This is a genomic window from Streptomyces sp. NBC_00523, from assembly GCF_036346615.1.
Taxonomy (GTDB): domain Bacteria; phylum Actinomycetota; class Actinomycetes; order Streptomycetales; family Streptomycetaceae; genus Streptomyces.
Genome location: NZ_CP107836.1, coordinates 95,944 through 121,582 on the forward strand (window position 1 = coordinate 95,944; position 25,639 = coordinate 121,582).

26 protein-coding genes and 2 pseudogenes are annotated in these 25,639 nt (G+C 70.4%); 14 read left to right on the top strand and 14 right to left on the bottom strand.

Annotated elements, in window-relative coordinates; genetic code table 11:
• Positions 1–192: 192 nt before the first annotated feature.
• Entirely contained in the window at positions 193–1,218 is a 1,026-nt protein-coding gene (locus tag OHS17_RS00460) for a LacI family DNA-binding transcriptional regulator (protein ID WP_330310511.1), read from the bottom strand.
• Between the two features lie 1,193 nt (positions 1,219–2,411).
• Between OHS17_RS00460 and OHS17_RS00465 the strand changes: the two genes are divergently transcribed.
• A complete protein-coding gene (locus OHS17_RS00465; protein ID WP_330310512.1) occupies positions 2,412–4,946 on the top strand; it encodes a DEAD/DEAH box helicase in 2,535 nt (844 codons plus the stop codon).
• A gap of 90 nt (positions 4,947–5,036) precedes the next feature.
• Here OHS17_RS00465 and OHS17_RS00470 read toward each other — a convergent pair whose 3' ends face one another.
• The 4 genes from OHS17_RS00470 to OHS17_RS00485 all read right to left on the bottom strand — a co-directional run bounded on the left by OHS17_RS00470 (position 5,037) and on the right by OHS17_RS00485 (position 8,250).
• Positions 5,037–5,639: an HAD family hydrolase gene (locus tag OHS17_RS00470; RefSeq protein WP_330310513.1), complete on the bottom strand. Its 603-nt coding sequence runs from the start codon at positions 5,637–5,639 to the stop codon at positions 5,037–5,039.
• 172 nt (positions 5,640–5,811) lie between these two features.
• Positions 5,812–6,519: a B3/B4 domain-containing protein gene (locus OHS17_RS00475; RefSeq protein WP_330310514.1), complete on the bottom strand. Its 708-nt coding sequence runs from the start codon at positions 6,517–6,519 to the stop codon at positions 5,812–5,814.
• 217 nt (positions 6,520–6,736) lie between these two features.
• The gene (locus OHS17_RS00480) at positions 6,737–7,384 is read right to left on the bottom strand and encodes an FMN-binding negative transcriptional regulator (protein ID WP_330310515.1); all 648 of its coding nucleotides are present in this window, start codon (positions 7,382–7,384) and stop codon (positions 6,737–6,739) included.
• A gap of 29 nt (positions 7,385–7,413) precedes the next feature.
• Positions 7,414–8,250 (bottom strand): EamA family transporter, encoded by an 837-nt coding sequence (locus OHS17_RS00485; RefSeq protein ID WP_330310516.1) that lies wholly within the window; start codon positions 8,248–8,250, stop codon positions 7,414–7,416.
• 122 nt (positions 8,251–8,372) lie between these two features.
• Here OHS17_RS00485 and OHS17_RS00490 point away from each other — a divergent pair, with 122 nt between their 5' ends.
• Entirely contained in the window at positions 8,373–8,972 is a 600-nt protein-coding gene (locus tag OHS17_RS00490; RefSeq protein ID WP_330310517.1) for a helix-turn-helix domain-containing protein, read from the top strand.
• Between the two features lie 54 nt (positions 8,973–9,026).
• The gene (locus OHS17_RS00495; protein ID WP_330310518.1) at positions 9,027–9,992 is read left to right on the top strand and encodes a DUF1152 domain-containing protein; all 966 of its coding nucleotides are present in this window, start codon (positions 9,027–9,029) and stop codon (positions 9,990–9,992) included.
• A gap of 268 nt (positions 9,993–10,260) precedes the next feature.
• On the opposite strand, the gene OHS17_RS00500 is transcribed toward OHS17_RS00495, so the two are convergent.
• Together OHS17_RS00500 and OHS17_RS00505 are read right to left on the bottom strand one after the other, a co-directional pair.
• Positions 10,261–10,602: a hypothetical protein gene (locus OHS17_RS00500; RefSeq protein WP_330310519.1), complete on the bottom strand. Its 342-nt coding sequence runs from the start codon at positions 10,600–10,602 to the stop codon at positions 10,261–10,263.
• Between the two features lie 106 nt (positions 10,603–10,708).
• Positions 10,709–11,665: a LysR family transcriptional regulator gene (locus OHS17_RS00505; RefSeq protein ID WP_330310520.1), complete on the bottom strand. Its 957-nt coding sequence runs from the start codon at positions 11,663–11,665 to the stop codon at positions 10,709–10,711.
• Between the two features lie 98 nt (positions 11,666–11,763).
• On the opposite strand from OHS17_RS00505, the gene OHS17_RS00510 reads away from it, so the two are divergent.
• Complete coding sequence (locus OHS17_RS00510) at positions 11,764–12,129, top strand: YybH family protein (protein WP_330310521.1); 366 nt, start codon at positions 11,764–11,766, stop codon at positions 12,127–12,129.
• Between the two features lie 251 nt (positions 12,130–12,380).
• The gene (locus tag OHS17_RS00515; protein ID WP_330315119.1) at positions 12,381–12,995 is read left to right on the top strand and encodes an alpha/beta fold hydrolase; all 615 of its coding nucleotides are present in this window, start codon (positions 12,381–12,383) and stop codon (positions 12,993–12,995) included.
• A gap of 13 nt (positions 12,996–13,008) precedes the next feature.
• Here the strand turns inward: OHS17_RS00515 and OHS17_RS00520 are convergent, their stop codons facing one another.
• Positions 13,009–13,377, bottom strand: a complete 369-nt coding sequence (locus tag OHS17_RS00520) for a VOC family protein (protein ID WP_330310522.1) — start codon at positions 13,375–13,377, stop codon at positions 13,009–13,011.
• 74 nt (positions 13,378–13,451) lie between these two features.
• Here OHS17_RS00520 and OHS17_RS00525 point away from each other — a divergent pair, with 74 nt between their 5' ends.
• Together OHS17_RS00525 and OHS17_RS00530 are read left to right on the top strand one after the other, a co-directional pair.
• Entirely contained in the window at positions 13,452–13,913 is a 462-nt protein-coding gene (locus OHS17_RS00525) for a MarR family winged helix-turn-helix transcriptional regulator (RefSeq protein ID WP_330310523.1), read from the top strand.
• 93 nt (positions 13,914–14,006) lie between these two features.
• On the top strand, positions 14,007–14,426 hold the full coding sequence (locus OHS17_RS00530; RefSeq protein WP_330310524.1) for an ATP-binding protein: 420 nt from the start codon (positions 14,007–14,009) through the stop codon (positions 14,424–14,426).
• 14 nt (positions 14,427–14,440) lie between these two features.
• On the opposite strand, the gene OHS17_RS00535 is transcribed toward OHS17_RS00530, so the two are convergent.
• The 4 genes from OHS17_RS00535 to OHS17_RS00550 form a co-directional block, all read right to left on the bottom strand.
• The gene (locus OHS17_RS00535) at positions 14,441–14,824 is read right to left on the bottom strand and encodes a c-type cytochrome (RefSeq protein WP_330310525.1); all 384 of its coding nucleotides are present in this window, start codon (positions 14,822–14,824) and stop codon (positions 14,441–14,443) included.
• Between the two features lie 96 nt (positions 14,825–14,920).
• A complete protein-coding gene (locus tag OHS17_RS00540; protein WP_018104822.1) occupies positions 14,921–15,217 on the bottom strand; it encodes a hypothetical protein in 297 nt (98 codons plus the stop codon).
• A 137-nt stretch (positions 15,218–15,354) separates the two neighbouring features.
• Positions 15,355–16,209, bottom strand: a complete 855-nt coding sequence (locus tag OHS17_RS00545; protein ID WP_330310526.1) for a hypothetical protein — start codon at positions 16,207–16,209, stop codon at positions 15,355–15,357.
• A gap of 103 nt (positions 16,210–16,312) precedes the next feature.
• Positions 16,313–16,741 carry a hypothetical protein gene (locus tag OHS17_RS00550; RefSeq protein WP_330310527.1) on the bottom strand — a complete coding sequence of 143 codons (429 nt, stop codon included), beginning with the start codon at positions 16,739–16,741 and terminating at the stop codon, positions 16,313–16,315.
• Positions 16,742–17,009: 268 nt separating this feature from the next.
• On the opposite strand from OHS17_RS00550, the gene OHS17_RS00555 reads away from it, so the two are divergent.
• Entirely contained in the window at positions 17,010–18,623 is a 1,614-nt protein-coding gene (locus OHS17_RS00555) for a serine/threonine-protein kinase (RefSeq protein ID WP_330310528.1), read from the top strand.
• A 47-nt stretch (positions 18,624–18,670) separates the two neighbouring features.
• Here the strand turns inward: OHS17_RS00555 and OHS17_RS00560 are convergent.
• Positions 18,671–18,811, bottom strand: a pseudogene (locus tag OHS17_RS00560) (AbfB domain-containing protein); the annotation flags it as partial.
• Between the two features lie 337 nt (positions 18,812–19,148).
• Between OHS17_RS00560 and OHS17_RS33810 the strand changes: the two are divergent.
• Both OHS17_RS33810 and OHS17_RS33815 read left to right on the top strand, forming a co-directional pair.
• Positions 19,149–19,370: pseudogene (locus tag OHS17_RS33810) on the top strand (maleylpyruvate isomerase family mycothiol-dependent enzyme); the annotation flags it as partial.
• Positions 19,354–19,758 carry a maleylpyruvate isomerase family mycothiol-dependent enzyme gene (locus OHS17_RS33815; RefSeq protein WP_443066114.1) on the top strand — a complete coding sequence of 135 codons (405 nt, stop codon included), beginning with the start codon at positions 19,354–19,356 and terminating at the stop codon, positions 19,756–19,758. The pseudogene OHS17_RS33810 and the gene OHS17_RS33815, both read left to right, overlap by 17 nt.
• A 91-nt stretch (positions 19,759–19,849) precedes the next feature.
• On the opposite strand, the gene OHS17_RS00570 is transcribed toward OHS17_RS33815, so the two are convergent.
• Entirely contained in the window at positions 19,850–20,881 is a 1,032-nt protein-coding gene (locus OHS17_RS00570; protein WP_330310529.1) for a LacI family DNA-binding transcriptional regulator, read from the bottom strand.
• 364 nt (positions 20,882–21,245) lie between these two features.
• Here OHS17_RS00570 and OHS17_RS00575 point away from each other — a divergent pair, with 364 nt between their 5' ends.
• From OHS17_RS00575 to OHS17_RS00590, 4 genes are read left to right on the top strand one after another with little or no spacing between them, the layout of a single operon-like run.
• On the top strand, positions 21,246–22,532 hold the full coding sequence (locus tag OHS17_RS00575; RefSeq protein ID WP_330310530.1) for an ABC transporter substrate-binding protein: 1,287 nt from the start codon (positions 21,246–21,248) through the stop codon (positions 22,530–22,532).
• Between the two features lie 8 nt (positions 22,533–22,540).
• Positions 22,541–23,458 carry a carbohydrate ABC transporter permease gene (locus OHS17_RS00580; RefSeq protein WP_330310531.1) on the top strand — a complete coding sequence of 306 codons (918 nt, stop codon included), beginning with the start codon at positions 22,541–22,543 and terminating at the stop codon, positions 23,456–23,458.
• Positions 23,455–24,315: a carbohydrate ABC transporter permease gene (locus OHS17_RS00585; RefSeq protein ID WP_161208016.1), complete on the top strand. Its 861-nt coding sequence runs from the start codon at positions 23,455–23,457 to the stop codon at positions 24,313–24,315. The genes OHS17_RS00580 and OHS17_RS00585 overlap by 4 nt, the downstream gene beginning before the upstream one ends.
• 46 nt (positions 24,316–24,361) lie before the next feature.
• Positions 24,362–25,615, top strand: coding sequence for a glycoside hydrolase 5 family protein (locus tag OHS17_RS00590; protein WP_330310532.1), 1,254 nt, complete (start codon positions 24,362–24,364; stop codon positions 25,613–25,615).
• The last annotated feature ends 24 nt before the right edge of the window (positions 25,616–25,639 follow it).

Consider the following 25,639-nt stretch of genomic DNA (forward strand, 5'->3'; position numbering starts at 1 on the left):
CGGCAAGCCCTCCGGTAAGCACGCAGGCTATCCCCGCGCCGATGAACCTGCGGCGACTGCGCATTCCGCCCATGACTGATCTACCTTCCGTGGATGCACTGCGCCGACGCCCCGTCAACCGAAGCCCCGGCGGATACGCAGAAGGTAGAAGTCAGTCATGTAAAAAGTCAATGACATGTTGCAAAACATTGATTACTTCGGCTGTGACCTGCCGGAACTCGGCCTCGCGGTGGAGGACCGGACGATCAGCTCGGCCTGAAAGAGGGTCAGGCCCGGCACGACCTGTCGGCTGCGGATCTGCTCGTCGAGAGCCTCGATCGCGGCCTCGGCCATGGCGGCCACCGGCTGCCGGCACGTGGTCAGCGGCGGGTCGACCGCGCTCATGAACGCGGAGTCGTCGAAGCCCACCACCGAGAGGTCCTCCGGCACCCCGAGCCCGCGCCTTCGGGCCCCCCGGACCGCCCCCAGTGCAAGGGTGTCGCTTCCGCAAACAACCGCGGTGACCCCCTGGTCGAGAAGATCGGAGATGGTGCGGGCGCCCGCCTCCAGGGCGAACAGGCTGTGGCCCACCCAGGGCGCCCACCGCCCCTGCTCCACTCCCCTGGACTGCCAGAACTGCGCGAACCCGCGCAACTTCCGTACGGACGGCACGTGACCGCTCGGGCCGACCAGCAGTCCGATGCGCTCGTGCCCCATCCCTTCCAAATGAAGCATCGCCTGCTGAACGGCCTGTGTGTCGTCGGCGGCGATCTGGACCAGGTCCGCGTTCTCGTCGGCGACGTTCACCATCACCATCGGCACCTGCCGCTCCTTCAGCGCGGCCCCCTGTTCCGCCCCGACATCCGCGTAGCTGGACCCGACGAACACGATCCCGCCTATGTTCTGCGCCAGCAGCATCTCGACGTAGTTGGCTTCGGAGACCCCATCTGCTGTACGAGTGCAAAGAACCGGCACATAGCCGCGCTTGTTCAAGCGCCCCGCCAACGCCTCCACGAACGAGGGGAAGACCGGGTTCTGGAGGTCGGGGACCACAACACCCACGAGAGGCGAACGCTCCGCGGCCGCGCCCGGCGGCCGCTTGAGGCCCAGAACGTCCAGCGCCCGCAGCACCCGCTCCCTGGTCGCGGCGGCGACACTCGGGCTGCCGTTCAGCACCCGCCGGACCGTCAGCTGGCTCACGCCCGCGAACTCAGCTACCTGCACCACCTTCATTGTCATGACGCCACAGTACATGGGGTGCGCAAAATTCGTTCAGAATCACGCAAGATTTGCCGGACAGCGGAGCGGCCGTTGGTCTTGGCCTGGGTGACCGTGGTGATGATCGCGATGACCGTGAAGACCAGGGCCAGGCTCGTCGCTCCGATCGTGGCCGGGACAACCGCGGCGGCCGTCGGGATGAGGGTGAGGAAGACGACGTCGCCGTCATCGCCCAGTCCTCGTTCGCCCCGCGCTGGGGCGAGGTGTTCCCGCGCTGGATGCCGGGATGGGGCGGGCGCCGGGTACCACGCTTGTCCGGGGCGAACAGCACGCCCAGGCGCCAGACCCCGGACGGGAGCACCACCAGCGGCGCCGCGTAGGCGACCCGGCGGGCCCAGCGCGGCTCCCCGGTGGCGGGCTCGTGCGCCGCACGCCACGCCCGGAACAGGCGGCCCTCGCGGCGAGGCGCGCTTGCTGCTTCGTCAGTGGCCGTGGTCGGCCTGGCCTGGAACATCCGCGCTCCTCACGGCCCAGGCGGAGCCGCCGACGATGGGGTGCCCTTCGTCGGGGGTTCGGCTACGCCGGCAGAGGGCGTCCCGTACGGTCGGCCCGTGATGATCAGAACGGGCGGCCCCCGCCGTCTCGGCGTCCCAGCCTCCGAGGCACGACTGACCTTCGATACGGAGTCTTCCGGAGTACCCGCACACCCCGTACTACCGGACCTTCGAGACCGCGGTCGACGCGGACACCCACCTCTACGAGTTCGTCGTGCCCATGGTTCCCCCGACGTGGAACGAGCGGGAGTGTCGAGGAGTACGCCGCGCTGATGGAGCAGGGCACGGTCCCCACGGCGGTGGCGATCTCCACCCTGGACGTGTGCCAGCCCGCCATCGACCGAGGAGACGACTACTTCGCGCACTGGGGCTGACCCACTTCCTCCTCGACGGACACCACAAACTGGAGGCCGCCGCCACCGCCGGTCGGCCGGTGCGGCTCCTCTCGCTGCTGGCCTTGGGCGAAAGCCTGGCTGAAGCGGAAGACACCGCCCGGCTGCCTGCCTTGCGCACGCGCCCCCGCAGGACCCGTGGGATCGGGTGGTAGATGTCGGTACGTGACTCCGGCCGGCTACAACACGCTCCACCGGATTCGGTTGAATACAGGCCGACCGGCGGGGCACAGCGATCGGGCATCAGGTCAGGAAAGGGCAGGCGCATATGTCGGGTACGGGCCGCATTGACCCGCGTGAGGCGGCGCAGCGGGAGGCTGTCGAGGCGGTTGTTCGTGCTCTCGAGTTGCCTGCGCGGTCGCTCGTGCCGGAGCGAGGGCTGCGGACTCAGGTCGTCATGGCGACCGGGTCCGGGAAGACCCGGGTCGCGGCGCGTAGCGCGGAGAAGCTTCGCGCCGGGCGCGTACTCGTGCTCGTCCCCTCGCTGGATCTGCTGACTCAGACCGAGGCCGCGTGGCGGGAGGCAGGTCGTACGGGCCCGATGATCGGGGTCTCGTCCCTGCGGGGTGAGGACGCTTCGTTTCCGAACACCACGGACGTGGAGGAGCTGGTCGCATGGGTGCGGCCGTTCGACAAGGTCACCGTGTTCGCCACGTACGCCTCGCTCGGCCTCGGCACAATGGAGCGCGCGCACGCCACAGGCCTTCCGGGCTGGGACCTGATCGTCGTGGACGAGGCGCACCGGACTTCGGGCCGGCTCGGGAAGCCGTGGGCCGTCGTCCACGACAACACCCGCATCCCCGCGCTGCGCCGCCTCTACATGACCGCCACCCCGCGTATGTGGCAGCTGGACGAGGACGCCGGCCGCGGGGCACCGCCCGAGTTGGTCGCAAGCATGGAGGACGACCCCGAGGGCCCCTTCGGCAGCAGGGCGTACACGCTCACCCTCTCGGCAGCGGTGGACCGGGGTATCTGCGCCCCGTACCAGGTCGTGTGCGTCGACATCACGGACACCCAGCTCCAGGCCGCGCAGCTCCTCGGGGTCGAGGGCCGCTCGGACGAGGTACGCGGGGCCCGGCTCGCTGCCCTCCAGACCGCCCTGGTGAAGGCGTCCTCGGAGGAAGGCTTCCGGCGCACGCTGACCTTCCACCACCAGGTCCGCGAGGCCGAGGCGTTCGCGGCCGGCCTCCCCCACGTCGCCGCGCGGCTGCGCGCTGCCGAACCCGAGCTCTACCCGCGCACGATCTGGGCCGACTGGCTGTGCGGGGAGCACAAGCCGCTCCACCGGCGCCGGGTGCTGGACGAGTTCGCGGCCGGGATCACCACGGACGGCGCGGTCGTGGAGAAGAGCTTCCTGGGGTCGGTGAAGGTCCTGGGCGAGGGTGTCGACACCAAGAACTGCGACTCCGTGTACTTCGCGGACGTACGCGGGGCGATGCCCGACCTGGTCCAGGCGGTGGGCCGGGCGCTGCGGATGCAGCCCGGCGAAGGCAAGATCGCCTCGCTCGTCGTACCGGTCCTCCTCGGGCCGGGTGAGACGGTCGACAACATGCTCACCAGCCGGGCGTACGGCGGACTCGCGAAGCTCCTGGAAGCGCTCAGGGCTCATGACGCCCGCGTCGTGGAACACCTCGCCGAGCAGCAGTCCCCCAGCGCCTCCAAGCCCGTGCAGGGACAGGCCGGCGAGATCGAGGCGGGCGGGGCGAAGGGTCCCTCGGAGCCGGCGCGGGAGCTGCTGAAGTTCTCCGTGCCACGCGATCCGGCGCAGCTGGCCGCGTTCATCAGCCTCCGTGTCCTCAACCCCGAGAACGAGCACTGGCGACGCGGCATCGAGGCCGCCGGCATCTACCACCGGCTCCACGGCGATCTGAAGGTGCCGTTCACCTACCGCGTGCCCACCGCCGACAGCAGCGAGGCCGAGGCCGAGGAGGGCCAGGCCGAAGAGGTCGAGGGGTGGCCGGCATCGCTCGCCGGGTTCCCGCTCGGGCAGTGGACGGCCGACGCACGGAGGTTCTACGCCCGTGGGGACATGGACGAGGACCGCGTCGCGCAGCTGGAGAAGCTGGGCATGGTCTGGTCGCACTACGACGTCGCCTGGGAGGAAGGCCTCTCCGCAGCGCGCGGATGGGCGGCCGAGGCAGGTCACCTCCTCGCCCCCACCGACGCCGTCCACCAGGGCTACCGGGTCGGGATCTGGTTGAAGAACGCGCGGGCCGCGGCCCGCAAGGCGGCCGCGAATGAACAGCGGCAGGCCGATGGGCTGCCGGTCCGATCGTCGGCCGGGGCCTTGTCGGACGAGCGGCGCGAACAGCTGGACGAGATCGACCCGGCGTGGTGCCCGCGCTGGCCGGTGGAATGGCAACGCTGCTTCCACCTCGTCCGGCTCCACCTGAGAGCCGGCCACCCGCTGCCCACCGGGCCGGGCGACGTGAGGGACCAGGGCGAGGACCTCGGACGGTGGGTTCGCTCGGTCCGGTACGGGTGGGACGACCTGACGCCCGTACAGCAGTGGATGTGCGAGCAGATCCTCGGGATCACCCCGGCGGCCGAGGACGAGAAGCCGCCCCCTCCCCGTACGCAGGCCGACAAGTGGGCGATGCACTATGCCGCAGCCCGCCAGTACTACGAACGCGAAGGACACCTCCACGTACCGAGGAAGCACGTCGAGCGGATCGTCGGCGAGAACCGAGAGGAACGGGAACTCCGGCTCGGGGCGTGGGTCAGCAACCAACGCAGCCGGGCCGCTGCACTGACCCCCGAGCGCGTGGACCTGCTCTCCGGCATCGGCATGCGATGGACATGACCGTGAGCGTCACCACGGGCGGCTACCCGCTCGTGGTGACTGCGTCCGTGGAAGCGCCCGGGCGGCCGGCCGGCAACCGTTGAAGAACGGTCAGGCCAGATGGGCCGCGATGCGCGCAATCGTCCGTGCGTTGTCCTCGAACAGATGCGCCTGCATGCCCGTTGCCCGAGCGGCCTCAACATTGACGGCGAGGTCGTCAATGAACAGACAGCTCTCCGGCCTCACTTCCAGGCCGGTGCAGACGGCCTGGAAGGCACGCGGGTCCGGCTTCTCGACGCCGATCTCGTGCGAGTACACGATGTGCTCGACCAGTTCGTCGAAGTGATACAGCGCCGTCTCCCGCTCCCGGGCACCGACGAAGCTGTTGCTCAGGATGCCGAGCCTGCAACTCCCCCGCAGCCCCCGCACATAGGCGATGAGTTCCTCGTTGGGCGTTCCCAGGTATTCCGCCCAGAGATCAGCCATGAAGGCTTCGACCTGGGGTGCGTCGAGCCCCATGCGTGCCGCCAGCTGCTCATGGACCCCTCGTTCACTGATGCCTCCGACGCACCCGGCTTGCCACACGTCGCGCATCCGCTCATCCACGGTGCCGAACGGCAGCTCCAGCCGTTCCTCCCACCGCTGCGTCGACCCCGTTTCCGGCGTGATCTCCAGGACGCCACCGATGTCAAGAATGACGCAGGTCGCCTTCACTCGAACTCCCCCCTCTTCGTCCTGTCCGGCCGGCAAGCGCACACCGCTCGCCCGTGTGATCCACGAAGACACCGTCGTCCTTCCCCCTGGGGCAAGGTCAAGCGATCCCGAACCGTGCGGTAGCCCGGTTGCGAGCCGACGAACGCACTGCACCTGAGTGGCGGACGTGGTCTCAGATGGTGACCTGGGGCTGCTTCCGGGTGAGGTAGTGGACGGTGGTCGCTTCGGCGTGAGGGGTGAGCAGGCTGCGCAGTTCTTCGGCGGCTGCTTCGAGGAGGTGTCCGTCGTCGGGACCGTGCAGGGTTTCGATCACGAACGCGACGTGGGTGGAGGTTTCGGTGACGCGGGTGCGGTGGGCGTCGCGGTGGTTCCAGTGGCGGGTGAGAACGTCGGTGGTGTCGGTGTAGATGATCTCGCCGGGCCTGGGGGTCTCGGTGGCGTCGGGTTCGCCGAGCGGGGTGAAGGTCTCGCTGCCGTCGGCGTAGCGGATCTCGACGTCGCCGGTGACGTGGTCGAGGTCGAAGGCCCCGGCGGGCAGGCCGTGGCGGACGGAGACGGTGTTGTAGGAGTCGACGGCCGGGTTGATACGGGGCAGGGCTCCCTTCTTTGCCATGCGGCGCCCCAGGGCGTCGACGCTGGGGCGGATGCGGCGCGGGTTGGTGCCGAAGGAGCGATAGGCGGTGTGCCAGGCCTCGATGCGCGGGTCGCTCTCGTCGGCAGGGGCCCAGATGCCGGAGGCGAGCTCCTGCTCCAGGTCTCCCATGGCAGCGGTGGCATGGGGCCAGGGCTCGCGGCTGTTCAGGCCGGTGGCGGTGACGACGGCGATCAGGGTGTCGGGGAAGGCGGCGGCGACGTCGGGGCTGATGCGGAAGGTGGTCATCGTGGGTGCGATTCCGTTCTGTGGGCGGGACCAGGGCCTGTCTTCAAACTCCCCTCGTCGCCCGGAGGGCGGCCGCGCGGCGCATGGTGCGTGCTCTCGGTGTGCCGGCCGCGATCCCTCGTACTGGACGTACTAGGGATCTCGGCCGGTGCAGCGAGAGTGCGTGCCAGGCGTCGTCGCACGGCAGAGGGGAGTTTGAAGACAGGCCCTAGGAAGGTCAGGGCTTCCAGGTGCCGACGCGGTCCAGGCGGCGGAGCTGCTGGGCCGCAGTGGGTGCGTCCAGGGCGGTGCCGCGTTCGGTGAGCCGGTGTGCGGTGTCGGTGCGCTGCTCGACCGGCTTGTGGTCGTCGTACTTGAACTTCGCCCGGACCTCGGCGACATCGAGGCGCAGGCCGCGGATGCCGGGCAGCATCCGGCCGTAGGGCGGCCGGCCGGGATCAATGGGCGCGTGGTCGCCGTCGGGCTGGAAGTGGGCCATCTGCCGGCGCAGAAGCGCGGCCTTGGCCTCGGGCTCATCGATGATGGTGGCCCGGCAGGTGAACTGGACCGTGGCGTAGTAGCTGGTGGGGACGCCGTCGGTGGACCGGGTGCCGGGCTGGGCGCGCCACGGTCCGGGGATGAAGGCGTAGTCACCGGCGACGGTGAAGGTGACGTTCGGGTCGGCCTCGATCGCCGCCCAGACGGGGTTGGGCCGGGCGAGATGCACGAGCAGGGCCGTGTCATCGACGGTGAAATGGGTGGGCACGACGGCCGGTGCGTGTCCCGGCAGGCCGTTGACGCTCAGGATGCCGAAGTCGTGGCCGTCCGCGATCCAGGTCTGCCACTCGGCGTCGTCGAGGGCGGCGTCCCAGGGCTGGATGAACATGCCGGGCTCCTTCCGGGAAGGGGGGTGGTTCAGGTGAGGGCGAGCAGGCCGGCGGCGACCGCTGCGGTCCCCAGGCCCACGAGCTGGCCCCGGCTGATGCGTTCGGAGAGGACGCCGCGGGCGAGCAGGACGGTGCCGGCCGGGTACAGCGCGGTGATCACGGCGACGACGGCCAGGTCGCCGCTGCGGGCGGCGAGCAGGAACAGCAGGTTGGCCACCGAGTCCAGTACGCCGGCCGCCGCCGAGATCCCGTACGCGGGCTTCTCCGGGCCCAGGCGTCCGAACATCACCGCGGCGGCGGCCAGGATGACGGTTGAGGACACGGCGCGACCGATGATCAGGGGACCGACACCGCTGTCGGACGGCGCCTGGTGCAGGAAGACCAGCTGCAGGGCGATGGCCGCGCCGGCGCCGAGGGCGAGCAGCAGCGCGGTACGCGAGGGGCGGGCCGCATTCGCTCCGGGCCCGGCGCTGACCAGCACCACGGCCGCCAGCGCCAGCGGCAGGCCGACCAGCCCGGCCGGCCCCAGGTGCTCACCCTGCACCAGCCCGACGCCGACCGGCAGCATCGCCGACACCAGCGCGGTGATCGGGGACAGCACGTTCATCGGCCCGATCGCCAGGGTCTTGTAGAGCAGGGCGAACGCGGCGGCCGACGCCACGCCGGACGCGGCACCCCAGGCCAGTGTCGCCGGGTCGAAGGAGGCACCGAGCACGGGCCACAGCAGCAGCTCGACGCCGAGCGAGGCCGGGGCGGCGATCATCACGGTGCGCAGGACGTGGGCCTTGCGGGCGCCCAGACCGCCGAGGAAGTCGGCGCATCCGTAGGCCAGAGAACTGCCCAGGGCCAGCAGCAGAGCGAACACAGGTAGTACATCCCTTACCATCAATGGAACGACTACACCGTACAACGCACCGACCGGTCGCCGTCAACTGAACGACCACACGGTCCAGTGCAGTGACCGACCTGCTTGGAGGGGTGACAGTGATGACCGAGACCGAAGACGCCCTGCGGACGCTCGCACGCAACGTCCGCGCGGCCCGCACCCGTGCCGGACTGTCCCTGGACGAACTCGGCCGCCGGGCCAAGGTCAGCAAGGGAGCCCTCGTCGCCCTGGAGAAGGCGCAGGGCAATCCGAACTTCGCCACCCTGGTCCGCCTCGCCGACACCCTCGGCGTCTCGGTGTCCGCACTGATGGAGGGACCGTCCGAGGGCCGGGTCCGGGTCGTGTCCTCCGACACGGTCATGCCCCTGTGGGCCGGCGCGAAGGGCAGCGAGGCGCGGCTCATGCTGACCACCTCGGGACCGGCCCCGGTCGAGGTCTGGCGCTGGAAACTCGAACCGGGCGAGGAGTACCCGAGCCACCCCCACCAGGCCGGTGTCGTGGAGACCGTCAGTGTCACGGCCGGACAGATGGTCCTCGTCGCCGACGGGGTCGAGCATCCCGTCGAGGCCGGACAGACCGCCACGTTCGACGGCGACGTCGCCCACGCCTACCGCGGCGCGGGCACCGGAACCTGTCACCTGATCATGACCGTCCACATCCCACCCGCCCCCGCTCAAGGGCCGCCCACCCAAGCGAATTGACCACCGGCCTTGTCGACATCCGGTGCCGACTCGCACTCCTGCTAGCTTCATGCGGTGATTTCTCTGGGGGAACCCGCATTCTTCACTCGTCTGCGCGACGCGCGACGTGTGCTCATCGCCGGTGCGGGCGGCGGTTTCGACGTGTACGCAGGGCTGCCGCTCGCCTTCGCGCTGCGGTCGGCGGGCAAGGAGGTACACCTTGCCAATCTGTCCTTCGCCGACTTGTACGGCCTGGACCTCGATGTGTGGGTGGACCAGGACGTCGCGGCCATCGGGCCCGACACTCCCGTGCGTGGCGACTACTTCCCTGAACGGACGCTTGCCCAGTGGCTCGTGACACAGGATCTGCCGTCGACCGTGTACGCCTTCCCGGGCATCGGAGTCGGGCCGCTTCGGGCGGCCTACCGGACGCTGGTCGAGCATCTCGGCGGTGTTGACGCGATCGTGCTGGTGGACGGCGGTACCGACATCCTGATGCGCGGCGACGAGCACGGTCTCGGCACCCCGGAGGAGGACATGGCCAGCCTCGCCGCCGTGAGCGGGCTCGACGAGGTCGAGCACCGGCTGGTGGCCTGCCTCGGCTTCGGGGTGGACGCGTATCACGGCGTGAACCACTCGCTCGTGCTGGAGAACCTGGCCGCTCTGGACCGGGACGACTCCTATCTCGGCGCGTTCTCGCTGCTCGGGACGGGGCGGGAGGGCGCGCTCTATCTCGACGCGGTGGCGCATGCCCAGCGCCACACCGCGAGCCACCCGAGCATCGTGCAAGGATCCGTGGCCGCTGCCGTGCGCGGTGACTTCGGCAACGTCCGGTTCACGGAAAGGACCAAGGACACCGAGCTGTTCATCAACCCGCTGATGGCGCTGTACTTCTGTGTCGACCTGCCCGGACTGGCCCGCCGCAATCTCTACCTCGGTCGGCTGGAACGGACTTCGCTGATGCGGCAGGTGAGTTCCGCGATCGAGGAATTCCGCACCACGCTGCCCCGCCGGCGTCCGCCGAGGACGTTCCCGCACTGAAGGCAGCGCGGGGTCGGGGGCCGGTCCGATCCGACCGCGGGTCCTGCCGAGTTGGGGTGACTCGGCAGGACGGGGTCGTATCCGCCCTCGCCTCACGGGCTCATGGGGCGCCCTTCACCAAGTGGGCGGCGGAGTCGGTCAGGTTCGCGGGGGCGGCCATGGCTGTACCCAGCACGAAGGCCGTGGTGAACAGCACGGTTGCGATGAGCTTCGTCAAAGTCTCTGTATTCCTCATTGCGGACGGGAACGCCGACCACTTGGTCCGCGTCTAGTCGCGGCGAATCGTTCCTGCCTGCCGCTTCATCACGCGGACGATCGTTTCTGCGTGGAGTGATGGGTCGGAGAGTGCCGTGACCGGCCCGGGGAACCCTTTCTCCTCTCTGCTCTTCGCGGATTCGGCCGGCAGGTAATCATCGGTCCAGAGCGGTCGCAGCCCGAGCGGGTACCGGATCTCCTCGAACTTGTCCGCGTGCGAAGTGTCGCCGCTTGCGGTGCCGACGCTCGGCACCGGTACCGTCCGCGCCTCCCGCTCGATGTCCTCCAGGCGGCGGCAGAAGTCGACGTGCAACTCATCCATCGTGTCGAAGAAGCTCTCCAGCAGAGAGCACATTCCATACCTCCTGTAGCCACGCCCACCGCCGGCGCCCACCGTGCCGAAACGGCAGATGGGGCCCGGACCGTACAGGGACGGCGGTGCGTTGTTCGCTCGTGATCGTTTACGGGATTCCAGACTCCCCAACGATGCCGACCGTCGAAAGGAACGTTCCGATCGGGTGATTGCGTCCGGATTCGACCTCCGCGTGAAAGGCGCGTCGGGTGTGCGTGAGGAGTTCGCGTACCGCCGGGTTGTGTGCGCTCTTCCAGACCAGGGCGAGCAGTGCCGGTGTCTCGACGTCGTCGATGGTGCGGGCGGTGAGCCGGTCGCGGTGGGCCGCGGCCATCGAGTCGCTGAGTACGGCCACGCCGAGGCCGCGGGCGGCGAGGTCCGCGATGGCGTCCGCGGCGCTGGCCTGCATCGCGATCGAGGGCTGGAGGTGCTGTGCGGCGCATGCCTGGTCGAATACGGCGCGCAGGCCGGTGCCGGTGGGCATGCACACGATGGGGTGGGCGGCCAGGTCCCGCAAGGTGACCCGCCGCCGTCTCGTCAGGGGGTGCCGGGCCGGGACCGCCGCGACGAGCCGTTCGCTGATGACGGTCAGCGCGTGCAGCCCGTCGGGGGCCGCCGTCGCGGTCCCGATGAGTGCCAGGTCGACGGCTCCGGTTCGTACGCCGTCGGTGAGGCGGTCGGAGTTGTCCTCCAGGAGCGCGATCTCCACGCCCGGGTGTGCCTCGTGGAATGCGGCGAGGGCTTCGAAGAGCGGGGTGAGGGTGCAGCCGATGACCATTCCGACGGTGAGCCGCCCCCGTATCAGCTCGGTCACCTCGTCCACCGACTGACCGACCGCTCCGGCTGCGGCGAGGGCGGCGCGGGCGTGTGCGAGCGCGGCCTTGCCCGCGACGGTGAGGACGACGGTCCGGGCCGACCGGTCGAACAGCTCGGCACCGAGCTCCTGCTCGAGCCGGCGGATCTGGGCGCTGACACCGGACTGGCTGATGTGTACCCGCTCAGCCGCGCGGGTGAAGTTCTGCTCTTCGGCGACGGCGACGAAGTACTCCAGCTGCCTCAGTTCCATGCCTGCGCATTCTAGTTTGCAGAAGAACCATCTGTTGGATTTCTGACTGGTGGCCGATCACGCTGGAAAGTGCCGGAACACCACGTGAGGAGAAACCCATGCCGGAGTACGAGAAGGCCATGCGCCCCGAGGACATCACCCGCCTGTTCGTCGAGCGGTCCAACGCCGGTGACGCGGCCGGGGTCGCCGCGCTGTACGAGGAGGACGCGGTCATGGCCTACCCGCCCGGCGAGCGGACGGTCGGGCGCGACGCGATCCGTGCGCTGTGGGGGAAGGTGCTGGCCAACGGCCCCCGTTTCGAGCCGGAACAGCCGCTGCCCACGCTGATCAGCGGCGACATCGCGCTCACCTCGACCCCGCCGAAGGACGGGGCCGGTGCGCGGGCGCAGGTCGTCAGGCGCCAGCCGGACGGGAGTTGGCTGCGGCTGCTCGACCAGCCGGAGTTCGCCCCGCCGGGCCGCTGAGGCGGGTACGCGGCCGGGCCGGGTTGCGCGTCGAGCGCCGTACGGTCGTGGTGGCTCCGCCTCGGGCCGCGCGTCCGTGGTCCCCTCATCACCACGGCATGATGGGCGTATGAGCACGCCTCGTCGCCGGGCCGGAGGTGGGCGTGGCCCCGCCACCTCTGACGCGTAGGGACCTGAAGATGCCTTTCCTCGATCGCTCGAACGGTGCCCCCGGAGGCGCCGCTCTGCGACCCGCCGACGGTCGACGCCCGATGCGGGGCGCGCGGGCCGCGGTTCTCCTGCTGCACGGCGGGCGCGTCGACGCGCTGGAACCTCCTGCGGCGCTCAACCTCCCCGCGCTGCGCATGAAGCCGTTCGCCACGCGTATCCAGAGGGCCGTGGCCCGGGAGGACGTCTTCGTGGGCCACGTCCGCTACCAGCACCGCGGCTGGAACGGTCACCACGCCCATCCCGTCGCCGACGCCCGCCGTGCGCTGAGCGAGCTGTACGAGGTCGCCGGCCCGGTGCCCGTCGTGCTCGTCGGCCATTCCATGGGCGCTCGTGCGGCGCTACGTGCGGCCGTCGATCCGCAGGTGAAGGGTGTGGTGGCGCTGGCCCCCTGGTGTCCGCCCGGCGAGTCCGCCGCGCACCTGGGCGGTCGCACCGTGGTCGCCCTCCACGACGAGAGCGACCGCGTCACCCGGGCCGGGGACACCTGGGCCTACCTCTCGCGCGCCCGGGACGCCGGGGCGGAGACCCACGGCTTCCGCATGCCCTGCGGGGGCCACACCATGATCCGCGGTGCCCGCCAGTGGCAGCGCCTCGCCGCCGAGGCGACTGCGGGGCTGCTCGGGCTCGCGCCCCTTCCGCTCCCTCCTGCGGAGTGAACCGGCCGGCCGTTCAGGCACGGTCGTGGAGAGTGATGTGGTAGCCGTCGGGGTCGGCGAAGGCGAAGGTCCGGCCGAAGGGGCCGTCGATCGGTGCGGAGACGATGGTGTGACCGTCGGCGACGAGGGCGTCGTGGATGGCCTGGACATCGGTGGCGCGAAGCCAGATGGCGGCGCCGACGCCGGGCTGGGCCACGGATGCGAGGTCGGTACCGGGAACGAGGTCGCGGAGCGCGAACGCGATCGGATTCGTCTCGAAGACGACGGCGTGCGGAGGCCCGGCCTGCGAGCGCACCAGGCCGAGGTACTGCTCGTAGAACGCCTGGGAGACGCCGAGGTCGCGCACTTGGAGCGAGAGAAAGTCGGGGCCGATGGCGGGCATGGTGATGCTCCTTCCGTCACGCCGGAATCCCATGTCAGATTCCTGACACACCCACCGTATGTCAGAATCCTGACATGGGCAAAGACAGTGGCGGTGTGGACCTCGACAAATCACTGGGCTACCTGCTGAAGGAGGCTTCGAGCGCACTGCGGGCGGGCATGGAGGAGGTGCTGCGACCACTCGGGATGACCGTGACGCACTACTCCTGCCTCGAACTGCTGGCCCAGCGACCCGGCCTGTCGAACTCCGAGCTCGCGCGCGGTGCGTTCGTCACACGCCAGTCCATGAACGTGCTGCTCCAGACGCTGGAGCGGGACGGCTACGTGACCCGGCCCGTCGAAGAGCGCGTCGGAAAGGCTCTCCCCGCGCGACTCACTCCGCGTGGCCGCGAGAGCCTGAAGGAGGCGAGCGCGGCGGTCAGGGCTGTCGAGGTCAGGATGTTGTCCGACTTGACCGAGACCGAACAGACGGGCGCGTTCCGCATCCTGCAGAGCATGATCGATTCCCTGCGCAGCGGCGACCACGGGCAGGCGTAGGCGCCTCGAACCCGACGGCAACGGGACGTCGCGTCAATGCTTCCGCGAGGGGTACACGCGGGACGTAGGCACCGGACCGATGAAGGGAACACCATGGGGGAATCACTGCGCGCCGTGGGTTGGGCCCGGTCACTGCCACTGCACAGTGAAATCAGGATCGCGCGGGAATGGGCACGTGGGCACCTGGAGACGCTGCCGTGGGCCGCCGACGCCTCGGACGTGGTCGACGATGTGCTTCTGACCGTCTCGGAGCTCGTCACCAATGCTCATGTCCACGCCGACAGCAACGCGCAGTTGGTCATGACCTGGGACGAGTGCTGTCTGCACGTGGCCGTCCACGATTCCTCGACCGCGTTGCCCACACCACGCCCGCCGAGTTCCGACAGGCCGGGCGGCCGGGGCATGTTCCTCGTCGACGCCCTGGCCGACGAGTGGGAGACCCGCCCCTGCAACGACGGCAAGATGGTGATCGCCTGCTTCCGACCGCCCGCGGCAACCCAGCAGGGTGACTGAACAGCCCGCCGTCGCTACTCGTGCGCCCCGCGGAAGAGTGACAAGAGGTTCTGTGCCGGAGTCGAGTCCGGGTCGAAGTACTGCGTGGCCAGGGCGGGCGGCACGGCCGTTCCCCGCATGCGGACCTCGTGGCACGTGAAGCAGAACGCCGCCTCGAACAGGGCCGCGCCGAGGTGTTCGTCGTACGCCCGGACGCTCCAGCCGGGCGAGAACCCGCAGCGGTGCTGTTCGCTGCCGGGCAGACTCGCCATCAGCGACAGCGCGGCGGCGGCATCGCTCCCGGCCCAGTGCGCCGCAACCGTGCCCGGATAAGGGTCCTCCCGCCCGGCGGGCAGGCCGGAGAGTCGTACGACCTCGATCAGTACGGTGCCGTCAACGGCTTCGGCGGGGAGTCGCATGTGCGTAGTCTGCCCGACCCGAAACGGCATGTCTTCAAGGCCGATACGTGGGTCCAGTGGCGAACCGCCGCCCCGGGAGGCCGCGTTCCTCGCGTGTCAGGCGTGCGCCCCGCGGGGGTGCGATGCCTTGTGCGAGACGCCGTGGTGTGCGGGCCGGTACGTGGTGTGGGCCGCGAGGCGCCGCAGGGACACGGCGGCCGTGATGAGGAGGCCGGTGAAGACGGTCAGGAGGAGGGCTGACACCCACATCTGACGGCTTCCGGGGGCCTGCCAGCCGGTCCAGACGACGGACGCCGCCCACAGCAGTGCGCCGACGGCGTAGAAGGAACGGGCGCGGTGGAGCTGCCGCACGGCCCGCAGGAACTGGATGCGCTCGGTCTTCTTCGGTGCCATGCGCACCCGTGTACCCCGATGTGCCGCGGTCATCGGGGCTCGGAGATTCGATCAGCGGGAACGGCGTCACCCGAGAGTGCGGCGATCCGGTCCCGGGCGGTGCGGGCGCCCCCCGGCCAGGGGACGCCCGCCGGGGTTCAGCCGACGCGCAGCGTCAGGGCTGCCGTGTGCAGCGTGCCGCCGGTCCGGAACTGCAGGAACAGCCGCCAGTTGCCCGCGGTGGGCAACTCTGCGTGGAAGGACAGGTCCGGCCCGCCGTGGTTCCCGTTGAGCTTCGTCGTGGGGTGGAGGTGGGCGAACGCGGCGTCGCCCTCGTGGAAGGCGGTCAGGTGGGCGTAGGTGTCCAGGTAGGGCTGCAGATCGGTGACCGGCTCGCCGTCCTTGGCGACGGAGACGGTCAGCGGGTGCGCCATACCGGCCATCGGCTCGCCCTTGACGGTCACGGTGTACCCGTCGACCCGAGTGCTGGTGGCCGCCGCGGGCAGCGGCGTCCTGGTGGCCCGGCCCGGCGCGGTGACGGAGCGGCTGAGCACGAAGTCCTTGCCCTTGCCGTCCCCGCTGTTGGGGGTGAAGGAGGCGAACATGCGCCACTCCCCCGGGGTCAGGGCGGCGAGGCCGGCGCTCCAGGTGCCGTCGGCCGCCATGGCCGGGTGGATGTGCTGGAAGCCGGTCAGGTCCGAGCGGATGGCGTAGAAGTGCATCCGCTTGGTCTGGTCGACGGCGAAGCCGGTGACCGGCTTGCCGTCCGGGCCGGTCACCGTGAACCGGTAGTCGGCCTGCCTGCCTGCTGCGAGGGACCGCTGGGAGGAGGTGAGGCGGTAGCCGTCCTGGGCATCGGACAGGCCCTTGTCCGTGGCCATGTGCTCCATGCCGGACATGGACGCGGAGTCGTCGGAGGAGCCGCAGGAGACCGCCGTCAGCGCGAGGGCGACAGCGGTTCCGGCCGTGGCCAGGGCGCGGCGGTGCGTGGTGAGACGGGAAGAGAAGAACATGGGATCGCGATGACTTTCGGGGCGGGCGCACCACAGCGGTGGCGCGCGGAAAGGGCAGGACACGGTGCCGGTCACGGCTGGGGGCCCGGACCGGCGGCACCTGTCACGTCCGCGCGATACACACCAGCGTCAGCAGATCTCGCCCGCCGGTCGGCGGACCGCGCCGCCGCAGCCGGCCGATGGCCGCCTGCCGGGCAGCCGACGACCACTCGGCCGACAAGGCGGCTGCAGCGGCGAGAAGGGCCGGGGCCGGCAGCGGGTTGCGCTCCTGGGCCGGGGTGGACAAGCACCGTTCGCCGCCCATCCCCGCACTGGGCGCGGCCCGGAAGGCCGGGGCACTGTGCGCGGTGGCCTGCGTCTGCGAGGTGGCCCGCGTCTCCGCCGGGTCCATCGCCGACGCGGTATGACCGTCCGGCGTATGAGCGGCTACGGAGGGCACCGCACCGTGGCAGCCCTCGGCAGCGGTGGCCGGAGCGCCGTGCATCAGGAAGAGGCCGAGCAGCAGCGCGCACACGGCAACCAGCCGGCGCAAGCCCCGCCCGCCTGCCGCTCCGCCGCTCATGCCCGCATCCTCGTTCCCGTTTGCGCCTGTACGGGTCAAAATACCCCGGTGGGGTACCTTACACCGCTCCCCGGCCGGGGCACGCCGCGACGGGCCGCCCACCGCATCGTGAGCCAACTCGGCGAAACGCATGCACCGTTCGCGTTCGTACGTGACGATGCAGAGCGGTCGAGTCGCGTGCGGTGCGACCGTTTGGGCTACGGCTTCCCCGCGACGGGGAGACAGGTGGGGACGGGGCATGCGGTGGGGTGAGGCGGAAGCGGTACGTCCGGGCCGACGGGTCGGACGGTTCACCGTGCTGGCCGAACTGGCGAGCGGCGGTATGGGGCGGGTGTACCTGGCGCGGTCACCGGCGGGGCGTACGGTCGCGCTGAAGACGCTGATCACGAACAACGCGGACGACCGGCGCCGGTTCGCCCGGGAGGTCGCATGTGCGCAGCGGGTACGCGGGATCTACACGGCGAGCGTCGTCGACGCCGATCCCACGGCGGAGGTCCCGTGGATGGCTCAGGAGTACGTGCCGGCGCCTTCGTTGAAGGAGCTGGTGGAGGACTGCGGCACGTTGGGAACGGACGCGCTGCACTGGGTGGCCGCGGGTATGGCGGAGGCGCTGGCGTCCCTGCACTCGGCAGGGCTGGTGCACCGGGACATCAAGCCGTCGAACGTACTGCTGCCCGTGGAGGGGCCGCGCGTGATCGACTTCGGCATCTCTCAGGCACACGACCTGACGCGGACCCAGTCGGCACTCGGCACCGTGGCGTACGCCTCTCCGGAACAGGCCCGGGGGGAGCCGACCACGGAGGCGTCCGATGTGTTCTCCCTGGGGGCGACGCTGTACTACCTGGCGGTGGGGAGGCCGCCGTACCGGGACATCGAGGAGATCTCGGCCCTGGAGCTGCTGATGCGCGCGGCCACCGGCGAGACCGACGTCTCCGGCCTCCCGCCTGCTCTGGACGCCCTCGTTCTGCCCTGTCTCGATCTGGATCCGCGAGCGCGGCCCACCCCTGCCCAGCTGGTCGCTCACTGTGCCGGTCACTTCGGTGAGGAGCCTTCGGCCCGCAGCGACGGGGGTGTACTGGAAGCCCGGTGGACCGAGGCCATCGAGCGGCACCGTGCCGAGCGCACCGATGCCCTGCGTGCGGCGCTGCGCCAGGTCGGCGCCGCCGGACCGGACGAGCCCACGCAGGCCGTGGCCGGGGCCGGCCGGACCGTACGTCTCCCCGGACCGCCGCCCACCGCCGCGTCCGGTCGGGGCCGACGGGTGCGGCCGGCCGTCGGCGGGCTGGTCGCGGTCGGCGCGTTGACCGGGACGCTGTTGGTGCTGAGCCCCTGGAACGGGTCCGGCGACGGGGACGCCAAGGGTGGCGCCGGAGCCCCGGACCGGCCCGTGCGCTTCCTCGAAGTGGAGCGCGAGCAGCAGGGGGCGTGCCCCGGCAGCGGGACGTCCGAAGCCACCCCCTTCGGGACATCGCAGCCCGGAGTGCCCTCGGGGCGTGGCTTCACCTCGGACGACCGGCAGCAGTGCGTGGTCGTCTCCACCGCTCCCGGTATGACGGTCAACAGGTTCAGGGAGGTCTCGGCGTTCGAGGACACGGAGGAAGGCGCTCCGGGCGGATGGTCGGTACGGGTGACGTTCGAGGACAAGGACGCCAAGGCGTTCACCACTCTGACCGGCAGGGTGACGGGGCGGACCGAGCCCACGAACTCCCTGGCGATCGTCCAGGGCGAGGGCCGGCTGCTCGCCAAGGTCGCCGTCATCGGCCGCATCACGGGCAGCGAGGTCGTGATCGCGACCCGACTCGGGCGCAACGAGGCCCGCTTCCTCGCCGAAGTGCTGGGGGCCCGCTCCTGAACCGGTGGCACACACCCGCCTGCGCGGCGTGTGCCACCGGAACGAGGTCAGGACCAGGGCTGGGCGGTCAGCCAGGAGGTGTCCTCACTCCACAGGGCGTCACTGTCCCACGTGTTGCCGCCGACCCCGTCCCCCGCGAGGTAGCCGGTGTAGGCGTAGTGACGTATGAAGCGGTTGGGGTAGTTGACCGACTGGACATGGGCGGGATGCGCGACCTGTCGTACGGGCGGGCATCACTATGGAGACTTGACGTGACCCAGTCAAGGCCACCCGGGCCATTTCCCGCCTGGATCACCCCGCAGTCTGCGCCCCCACAACCCGCACAATGGAGGGGTGTTATCGCTCACAGCACCCCGCTGCCGTAGCCGGACCCACACCGAGGACACCGACCGCGCAGGGCCCGGGTCTGCCGACCGCGCCCGGTCGCACGCGCTGAGCGATGAGTTTTCACCGGGCCAGGGGTCCTACAGGGCGGACAGGGCAGTTCTGGGTGGAGGAGACCCCATGAGTAGCGATGTCTGGCCGATGGTGCATGCGGAGCCTGCGGCGCTGATCGATGACCTCGCGCGACTCGATGACGCGCAGTGGGAGCTTCCTTCGCTGTGTGCGGGATGGACCGTGCATGACGTGGCTGCCCATCTGGTCGACACCGCTCGGACGACACGGCTCGGGTTTCGTGGTCGGCCTTGCCAGGGAGCGGTTCGACTTCGACCGTCAGAACGCACGCGGTGTGGAGCGGGAGCGAGGCGCCTCCCCGCAGGAGACGTTGCAGCGGCTTCGTCGGGTGGCGTCGCGGACGTCGACGCCTCCGGCGCCCTTGGACAGCCGGCTCGTCGAGCAGGTCGTGCACGGTGAGGACATCCGCAGGCCGTTGGGGCTCGCCCACCCCTACCCGCCGGTGGCCGTCGCCCGGTCACTGCGCCTGCAGCTCCGCACCCCCGCGTCCTTCCGCGGGGCCAAGGAACTGACGGCCCGTGTCCGGCTCACGGCGACGGACGCCGAGCTGTCCGCAGGGAACGGTCCGGAGGTCAGAGGGCCCGCCCTTTCCTTGCTGCTGGCCGTCTCCGGTCGGCAGGTCGTACGGGAGGAGCTCGACGGGCCGGGAGCGGCCGCGCTCCTGGCACCACGACGGTGACACCCGAGTTCGGGTCGCGTGCCTCGCCGCACGCGGCCGTACGGTCGGTGGCCCCGGCCCCTCGTCGCGACTCCGGCGGAAGGCGCCGGGCTCAGGGCGTCCCGACGATCTCGGGCGCCTTCGCCGTGCTGCCGCGTTCGATGAGGTCGGGCAGGGCCACCCGCACGGTGCGCGGCGGACCCCCGTCGAGCAGGGTGGTGAGCTCCCGTGCCGCGAGCCGGCCGAAGGCGACCGGGTCGCGCGAGAGCGCGGTCAGCCAGGGTGCGGTCAGCCGGCACAGCGCGGAGTCCTCCCAGGACACCACCGACACATCGCCCGGGACCCGGACCCCCAGCCCGGTCGCCACGGCCACCCCGGCCGCCGCCATCACGTCGTTGTCGTAGATCAGCGCGGTCGGCGGGTCGGTCCGCTCCAGGACCCGGCGGGTGGCGGCCGCGCCCTCGGTGTCGGAGTAGTCCGTGGTCACCGAGTGCACCCCGGCCAGGCCGCGCCGGTCCGCCTCCAGGCGGAGCGAGCGGATGCGGCGGTCGGTGTGCGCGAGCGAGGGGAGACCGGCGATGTGCACGATGCGCCGGTGCCCGAGCTCGTACAGACGGCCCACGATCGCCGCCATCGCGCCCGCGTCGTCGGCGCGGACCTGGGAGAGGCCGGGGTGAGGGCCGGTGTCGGTGCCGGGGAGGGCACCGATGATGACGCCGGGGAGGCCCAGTTCATCGAGGAGGGAGACGCGGGGGTCATCCGTACGCGGATCCACGACGAGCACGCCGTCGACCCGGTGTTCGGCCCACCAGCGCCGGTAGACCCCGCACTCGTCCGCCACGTCGTCCATCACCTGGAAGAGCAGACCCAGATGACGCTCGGACAGCACCTCCTGGATGCCGGAGATCAGCTGGAGGAAGAACGAGTCCACCCCGAGATTGGCCGCCGGGCGCGCCACGACCAGGCCGACGGTGGCCGATCCCTCGCCGGACAGGGCGCGGGCGGCGGCGCTCGGGCGCCAGCCCAGCTGTTCGGCGACGCGCCGCACCCGGGCGCGGGTGACCTCGGAGACACCCGGACGGTCGTTGAGCGCGAAGGAGACGGCGCTCTCCGAGACACCGGCCCGCTGGGCGATGTCCTTCATGGTCGGCCGCTTCGGAGCCACCCGTGCCTCACTTCCTGCCTCGCCCGGGGGTACTGACGGGCCGTCGGGCCCGCTCACCCCCGGGCATCGTAGAGGTTCCCCGGCCGTTTGGTCGAGAGAGGACGCCCAACCGACTAATGCGCTTGAGCTGCACCTAGCTAAAGCGCATTAGTAAGCAGCCGTCAATAGCTCGTCACAAGTCCTTGACCTGCACAGACGTGACAACGGGAGATTATTTTCCGGTGAATGTATTGACTTTGAGCACAGGCGCATTGCAGGGTCTGTCGGGCGAACGCGGCCCGCCGGGTCAGGGACCCCGGGACCACCGTCCGCGCGCCTGGTCCGAGCAAAGGAGCCGTTCACCGTGCACATCTCCCGCAGAGCAGTCGCCGCTGCCGCCGTCCTCGCCACCGTCCTGCCGCTGAGCGCCTGCGGCGGGGGATCCGGCTCGGACTCGTCCGACGCCTCGGGCAAGGTCGAAGGGAAGATCACCTTCCAGACCTGGAACCTCCAGGCGAACTTCAAGGACTACTTCAACGGCGTGATCGCGGACTTCGAGAAGAAGTACCCGGGCACCGAAGTCAAGTGGGTCGACCGCCCCGGCGAGGGCTACGCGGACAAGATCAGCGCGGACGCGGCCGGCGGCACCCTGCCCGACGTCGTCAACGTCTCGCCGGACCTGGTGGCTCCGCTGGCCAAGGCCGGTCTCGCCCTCGACCTCGACAAGGCCGCGCCGAAGTACCGCAAGGAGTACCTGGACGGCGCCTGGAAGAGCCACCAGATACCCGGCACGGAGGGCACGTACGCCTTCCCCTGGTACCTCAACACCGGGCCGATGTTCTACAACAAGCGGCTGTTCAAGGACGCCGGACTCGACCCGCAGAAGCCGCCGACCACGTACGACGAGGTCTTCGCGGACGGTCTGAAGCTGGCGGAGAAGAGTCACGGCAAGGTCGCCACCCTCGCCAACGTCCCCACCATCGAGGACTTCGGCCGGTACGGCGGGCAGCTGATGAACAAGGAGGGCACGGGCTTCGCCTTCAACGACGCGAAGGGCGTCGAACTGCTCACGCACTACAAGGAGTTGTACGACGCCAAGGCGCTCGACCCGCAGGCGCTGACCGCGACGCCGGAGTCCTCGGGCCACAAGTTCCTCACCGAGTCCGTGGCGATGAATCCGGGCAGCGCGCTGGACCTGGCCAACTTCAAGAAGCAGGCCCCGAGCCTCTACAAGAGCATCGGGATCACCGACCAGGTCAGCAGTACCGGCAAGGCCAACATGTACGTCATGGGCGTCATGGTGAACGCGCAGTCCAAGCGCAAGCCCGCCGCCGTGGCCTTCGCCCACTACGTGACCGACGCGACCCGGCAGATGGAGTTCGCCAAGCAGGTCGCCATCTTCCCGAGCACCGCCGGCTCGCTCGACGACCCGTACTTCACCAAGGAGGACGGGACGGACGAGACCCGCGTCCGCGTCGCCGCCGCGAAGTCCCTGAAGACGGCCGTCAACTACACCCCGGTGCTGTTCAGCGAGCAGATGAAGACCGAGCTGCGCAACCAGATCGCCAAGGCGCTGCAAGGGAAGCAGAGCCCCAAGGAAGCCCTTGACAACGCTGTCAAGGCGTGTGACCGGCTGTTGCAGCAGAGCTGAGCCCTCCCGTGAAATCCCCCTCCCCCACCGCCGCGGCGGGCCGGCCCACCAGCCGGATCCGCCGCCATCTGCCCCTCAGCCCCTGGCTGTTCGCGGCGCCCGGTCTGATCGTGGTCGGCGCCTTCAGCCTCTACCCGTTCTTCAGCACGCTGGTGAACTCCTTCACCGACCGGCGGACGCTGGTCCCCGGCTCGTTCGTCGGCCTGGCGAACTTCCGGGAGCTGCTGCACGACGAGATGTTCTGGACCGGCCTGCGCAACAGCGTGCTGTACGTCGTCGGCGTGGTCCCCGCGCTCGTCATCCTGCCGCTGCTGCTGGCGATGCTCGTCCAGCGGCACATCCCCGGCATCACCTTCTTCCGGTCGGCGTTCTACACCCCGGTCGTCGCGTCCATCGTGGTCGTCGGCCTGATCTGGGTGTGGATGCTGGACGACCGCGGGCTGATCAACGCGGTCCTGGAAGCCGTCGGCATCGGCAAGGTCGGCTTCCTCAGCGACCAGTGGCTGCTGCTGGGCAGCGCGATGACGGTCACGGTCTGGAAGGGCCTCGGCTACTACATGATCATCTACCTGGCCGCCCTCGCGAACGTACCGAGGGAGCTGCACGAGGCCGCGTCCGTGGACGGTGCCGGTGTCGTACGCCGCTTCTTCACGGTCACCGTGCCCGCCATCCGGTCCACGATGGTGCTGGTCGCGGCCCTCTCCTCGGTCTCCGCCTTCAAGGTGTTCTCCGAGGTCTACCTGATGGCCGGCCCCTCCGGCGGCCCCGCGGGCGAGGACACCACCCTGGTGATGCTCGTCCAGCGGGTCGGCACCGGGCTGAGCGGGCGGGTCGGTTACGCCTCCGCCATCTCGGTCGTCATCTTCGTCGTCACCGTCGGCCTGATGCTGCTGGTGCTCCGCGCCGACCGCAAGGAGGACGCGTGAGCTTCCTGAAGACCACCGACGCCGAGGGCCGGCGGGTCCCCGTCTGGCAGCTCGTGCTGCGGTACGTGCTGCTGCTGGCGGTCCTGGCCCTGACCGTCGGGCCGTTCCTGTGGCAGCTGTCCACCTCGCTGAAGGGCCCGAACGAGGACATCTTCAGCTCCCCGCCGAAGTTCTTCCCGAGCGATCCGACCCTGGACAACTACAGCCGGGTCGCCGACACGATCCCTGTCTGGGACTACGCGCTGAACTCGCTCAAGGTCGCCTCCGCCAACGTGGTCACCAACTGCGTCGGCTCGGCGCTCGCGGGGTACGCCCTGGCGAGGCTCCGCTACCGGGGGCGCAGGGCCGCGACGCTGGCGTTCATCCTCGCCATGCTCGTACCCGTGGAGGGCATCATCATCGCCCAGTTCACCACCATGCGTGACCTGGGGCTGAACAACACCCTGATCGGTGTGCTGCTGCCGGGGTCGGTCGGCGCGATGAACGTCCTCCTGATGCGGAACGCGTTCCTGAACCTCCCCGTGGAGATCGAGGAGGCGGCGTTCGTGGACGGTGCCAACGTCTGGCAGCGCTTCCTGCGGATCGCGCTGCCCTCCGTCAAGGGCACCCTCGCCGTCGTCGCGATCTTCGCCTTCATGGGCTCGTGGGACGACTTCCTGTGGCCGCTGATCGTCCTCAGCGACCCGGAGAACTTCACCCTGACCATCGGTCTGAACTACCTGCACGGCACCTTCGCCAACGACGAACGGCTCGTCGCGGCGGGCACGATCATCGCCGTGCTGCCGCTCATCATCCTCTTCGCGGGGCTGCAGCGCTTCTTCTTCCGGGGCGTCGGCGAAGGCGCCGTCAAGGGCTGAGCCGGACCGCCCCCTCGCACCACTAGAACCAGGACTCCTGTTCCGTATGAGCACCTCCCCCGTGCGTTTCGGCGCCAACTACACGCCCAGCCAGGGCTGGTTCCACCACTGGCTGGACTTCGACCTCGACGCCGTACGCGCCGACCTGGACTCGATCGCCGGCCTCGGCCTCGACCACATCCGGGTCTTCCCGCTCTGGCCGCTCTTCCAGCCCAACCGCGCCCTGATCCGCCCGCGCGCCGTCGAGCAGCTCGTGCAGCTCGCCGACGCCGCCGCCGAACGCGGCCTCGACGTCAACGTGGACGGGCTCCAGGGCCACCTGTCGAGCTTCGACTTCCTGCCCGCCTGGACCGGTACGTGGCACCGGCGCAACCTCTTCACCGACCCGGACGTCCTCGCCGGGCAGGCCGAGTACCTGCGCACCCTGGCCGCCGCCCTCGCCGACCGGCCGCATTTCATCGGGATGACCCTGGGCAACGAGATCAACCAGTTCTCCGGCGACCCGCACCCCGACCCCGACCGCATCACGCCCGCGCAGGCGGACGCCTGGCTGACCCGGATGCTGGCGGCCTGCGAGGAGGGGGCGCCGGGCAAGCTCCACCTGCACGCGGAGTACGACGCCGCCTGGTACCAGGACGACCACGCCTTCACCCCGGCGCAGGCCGCACGCAGGGGCGCCGTCACCGCCGTGCACTCCTGGGTCTTCAACGGCACCGCCCAGCGCCACGGCCGTACCGGCACCGCCACCGAGCACCACGCCGCCTACCTCATCGAACTCTCCAAGGCGTGGGCGCTCGACCCGCACCGGCCGGTCTGGCTCCAGGAGGTCGGCGCTCCTGCCCCGCTGATCCCCGCCGAGCACGCCGCCGCGTTCACCGAGGCGACCGTGGCCAACGCCCTGGACTGCGAGGACGTGTGGGGCGTCACCTGGTGGTGCTCCCACGACGTGTCGCGCTCGCTGGCCGACTTCCCGGAGCTGGAGTACAGCCTCGGGCTGCTGACCAACGACCGCCGGGTCAAGCCGGCCGGCCGGACCATCGCCCGCATTGTCCAGGAGCAGCGCGGCCGCGCCCACCGCCCCGCGCCCCGGACCACGGCGCTCGTCGTGGACACCGGGGACGACGAGACCGCGCCCCGCCGCTCCGTCTGCGCCCCCGGCGGCGCGGTCTTCGAGGCGTTCGCCCGGCTCACCGCCGAGGGCGTCCGCCCCACCACCGTCCTCGCGAGCAGGGCCGCCGACCAGGACCACCTGGCCGCCCGTGGCATCACGAAGGTCGTCACGCCCGAAGAGGTCAGCTGACCTCGCGTCACCCCGCACCGCACC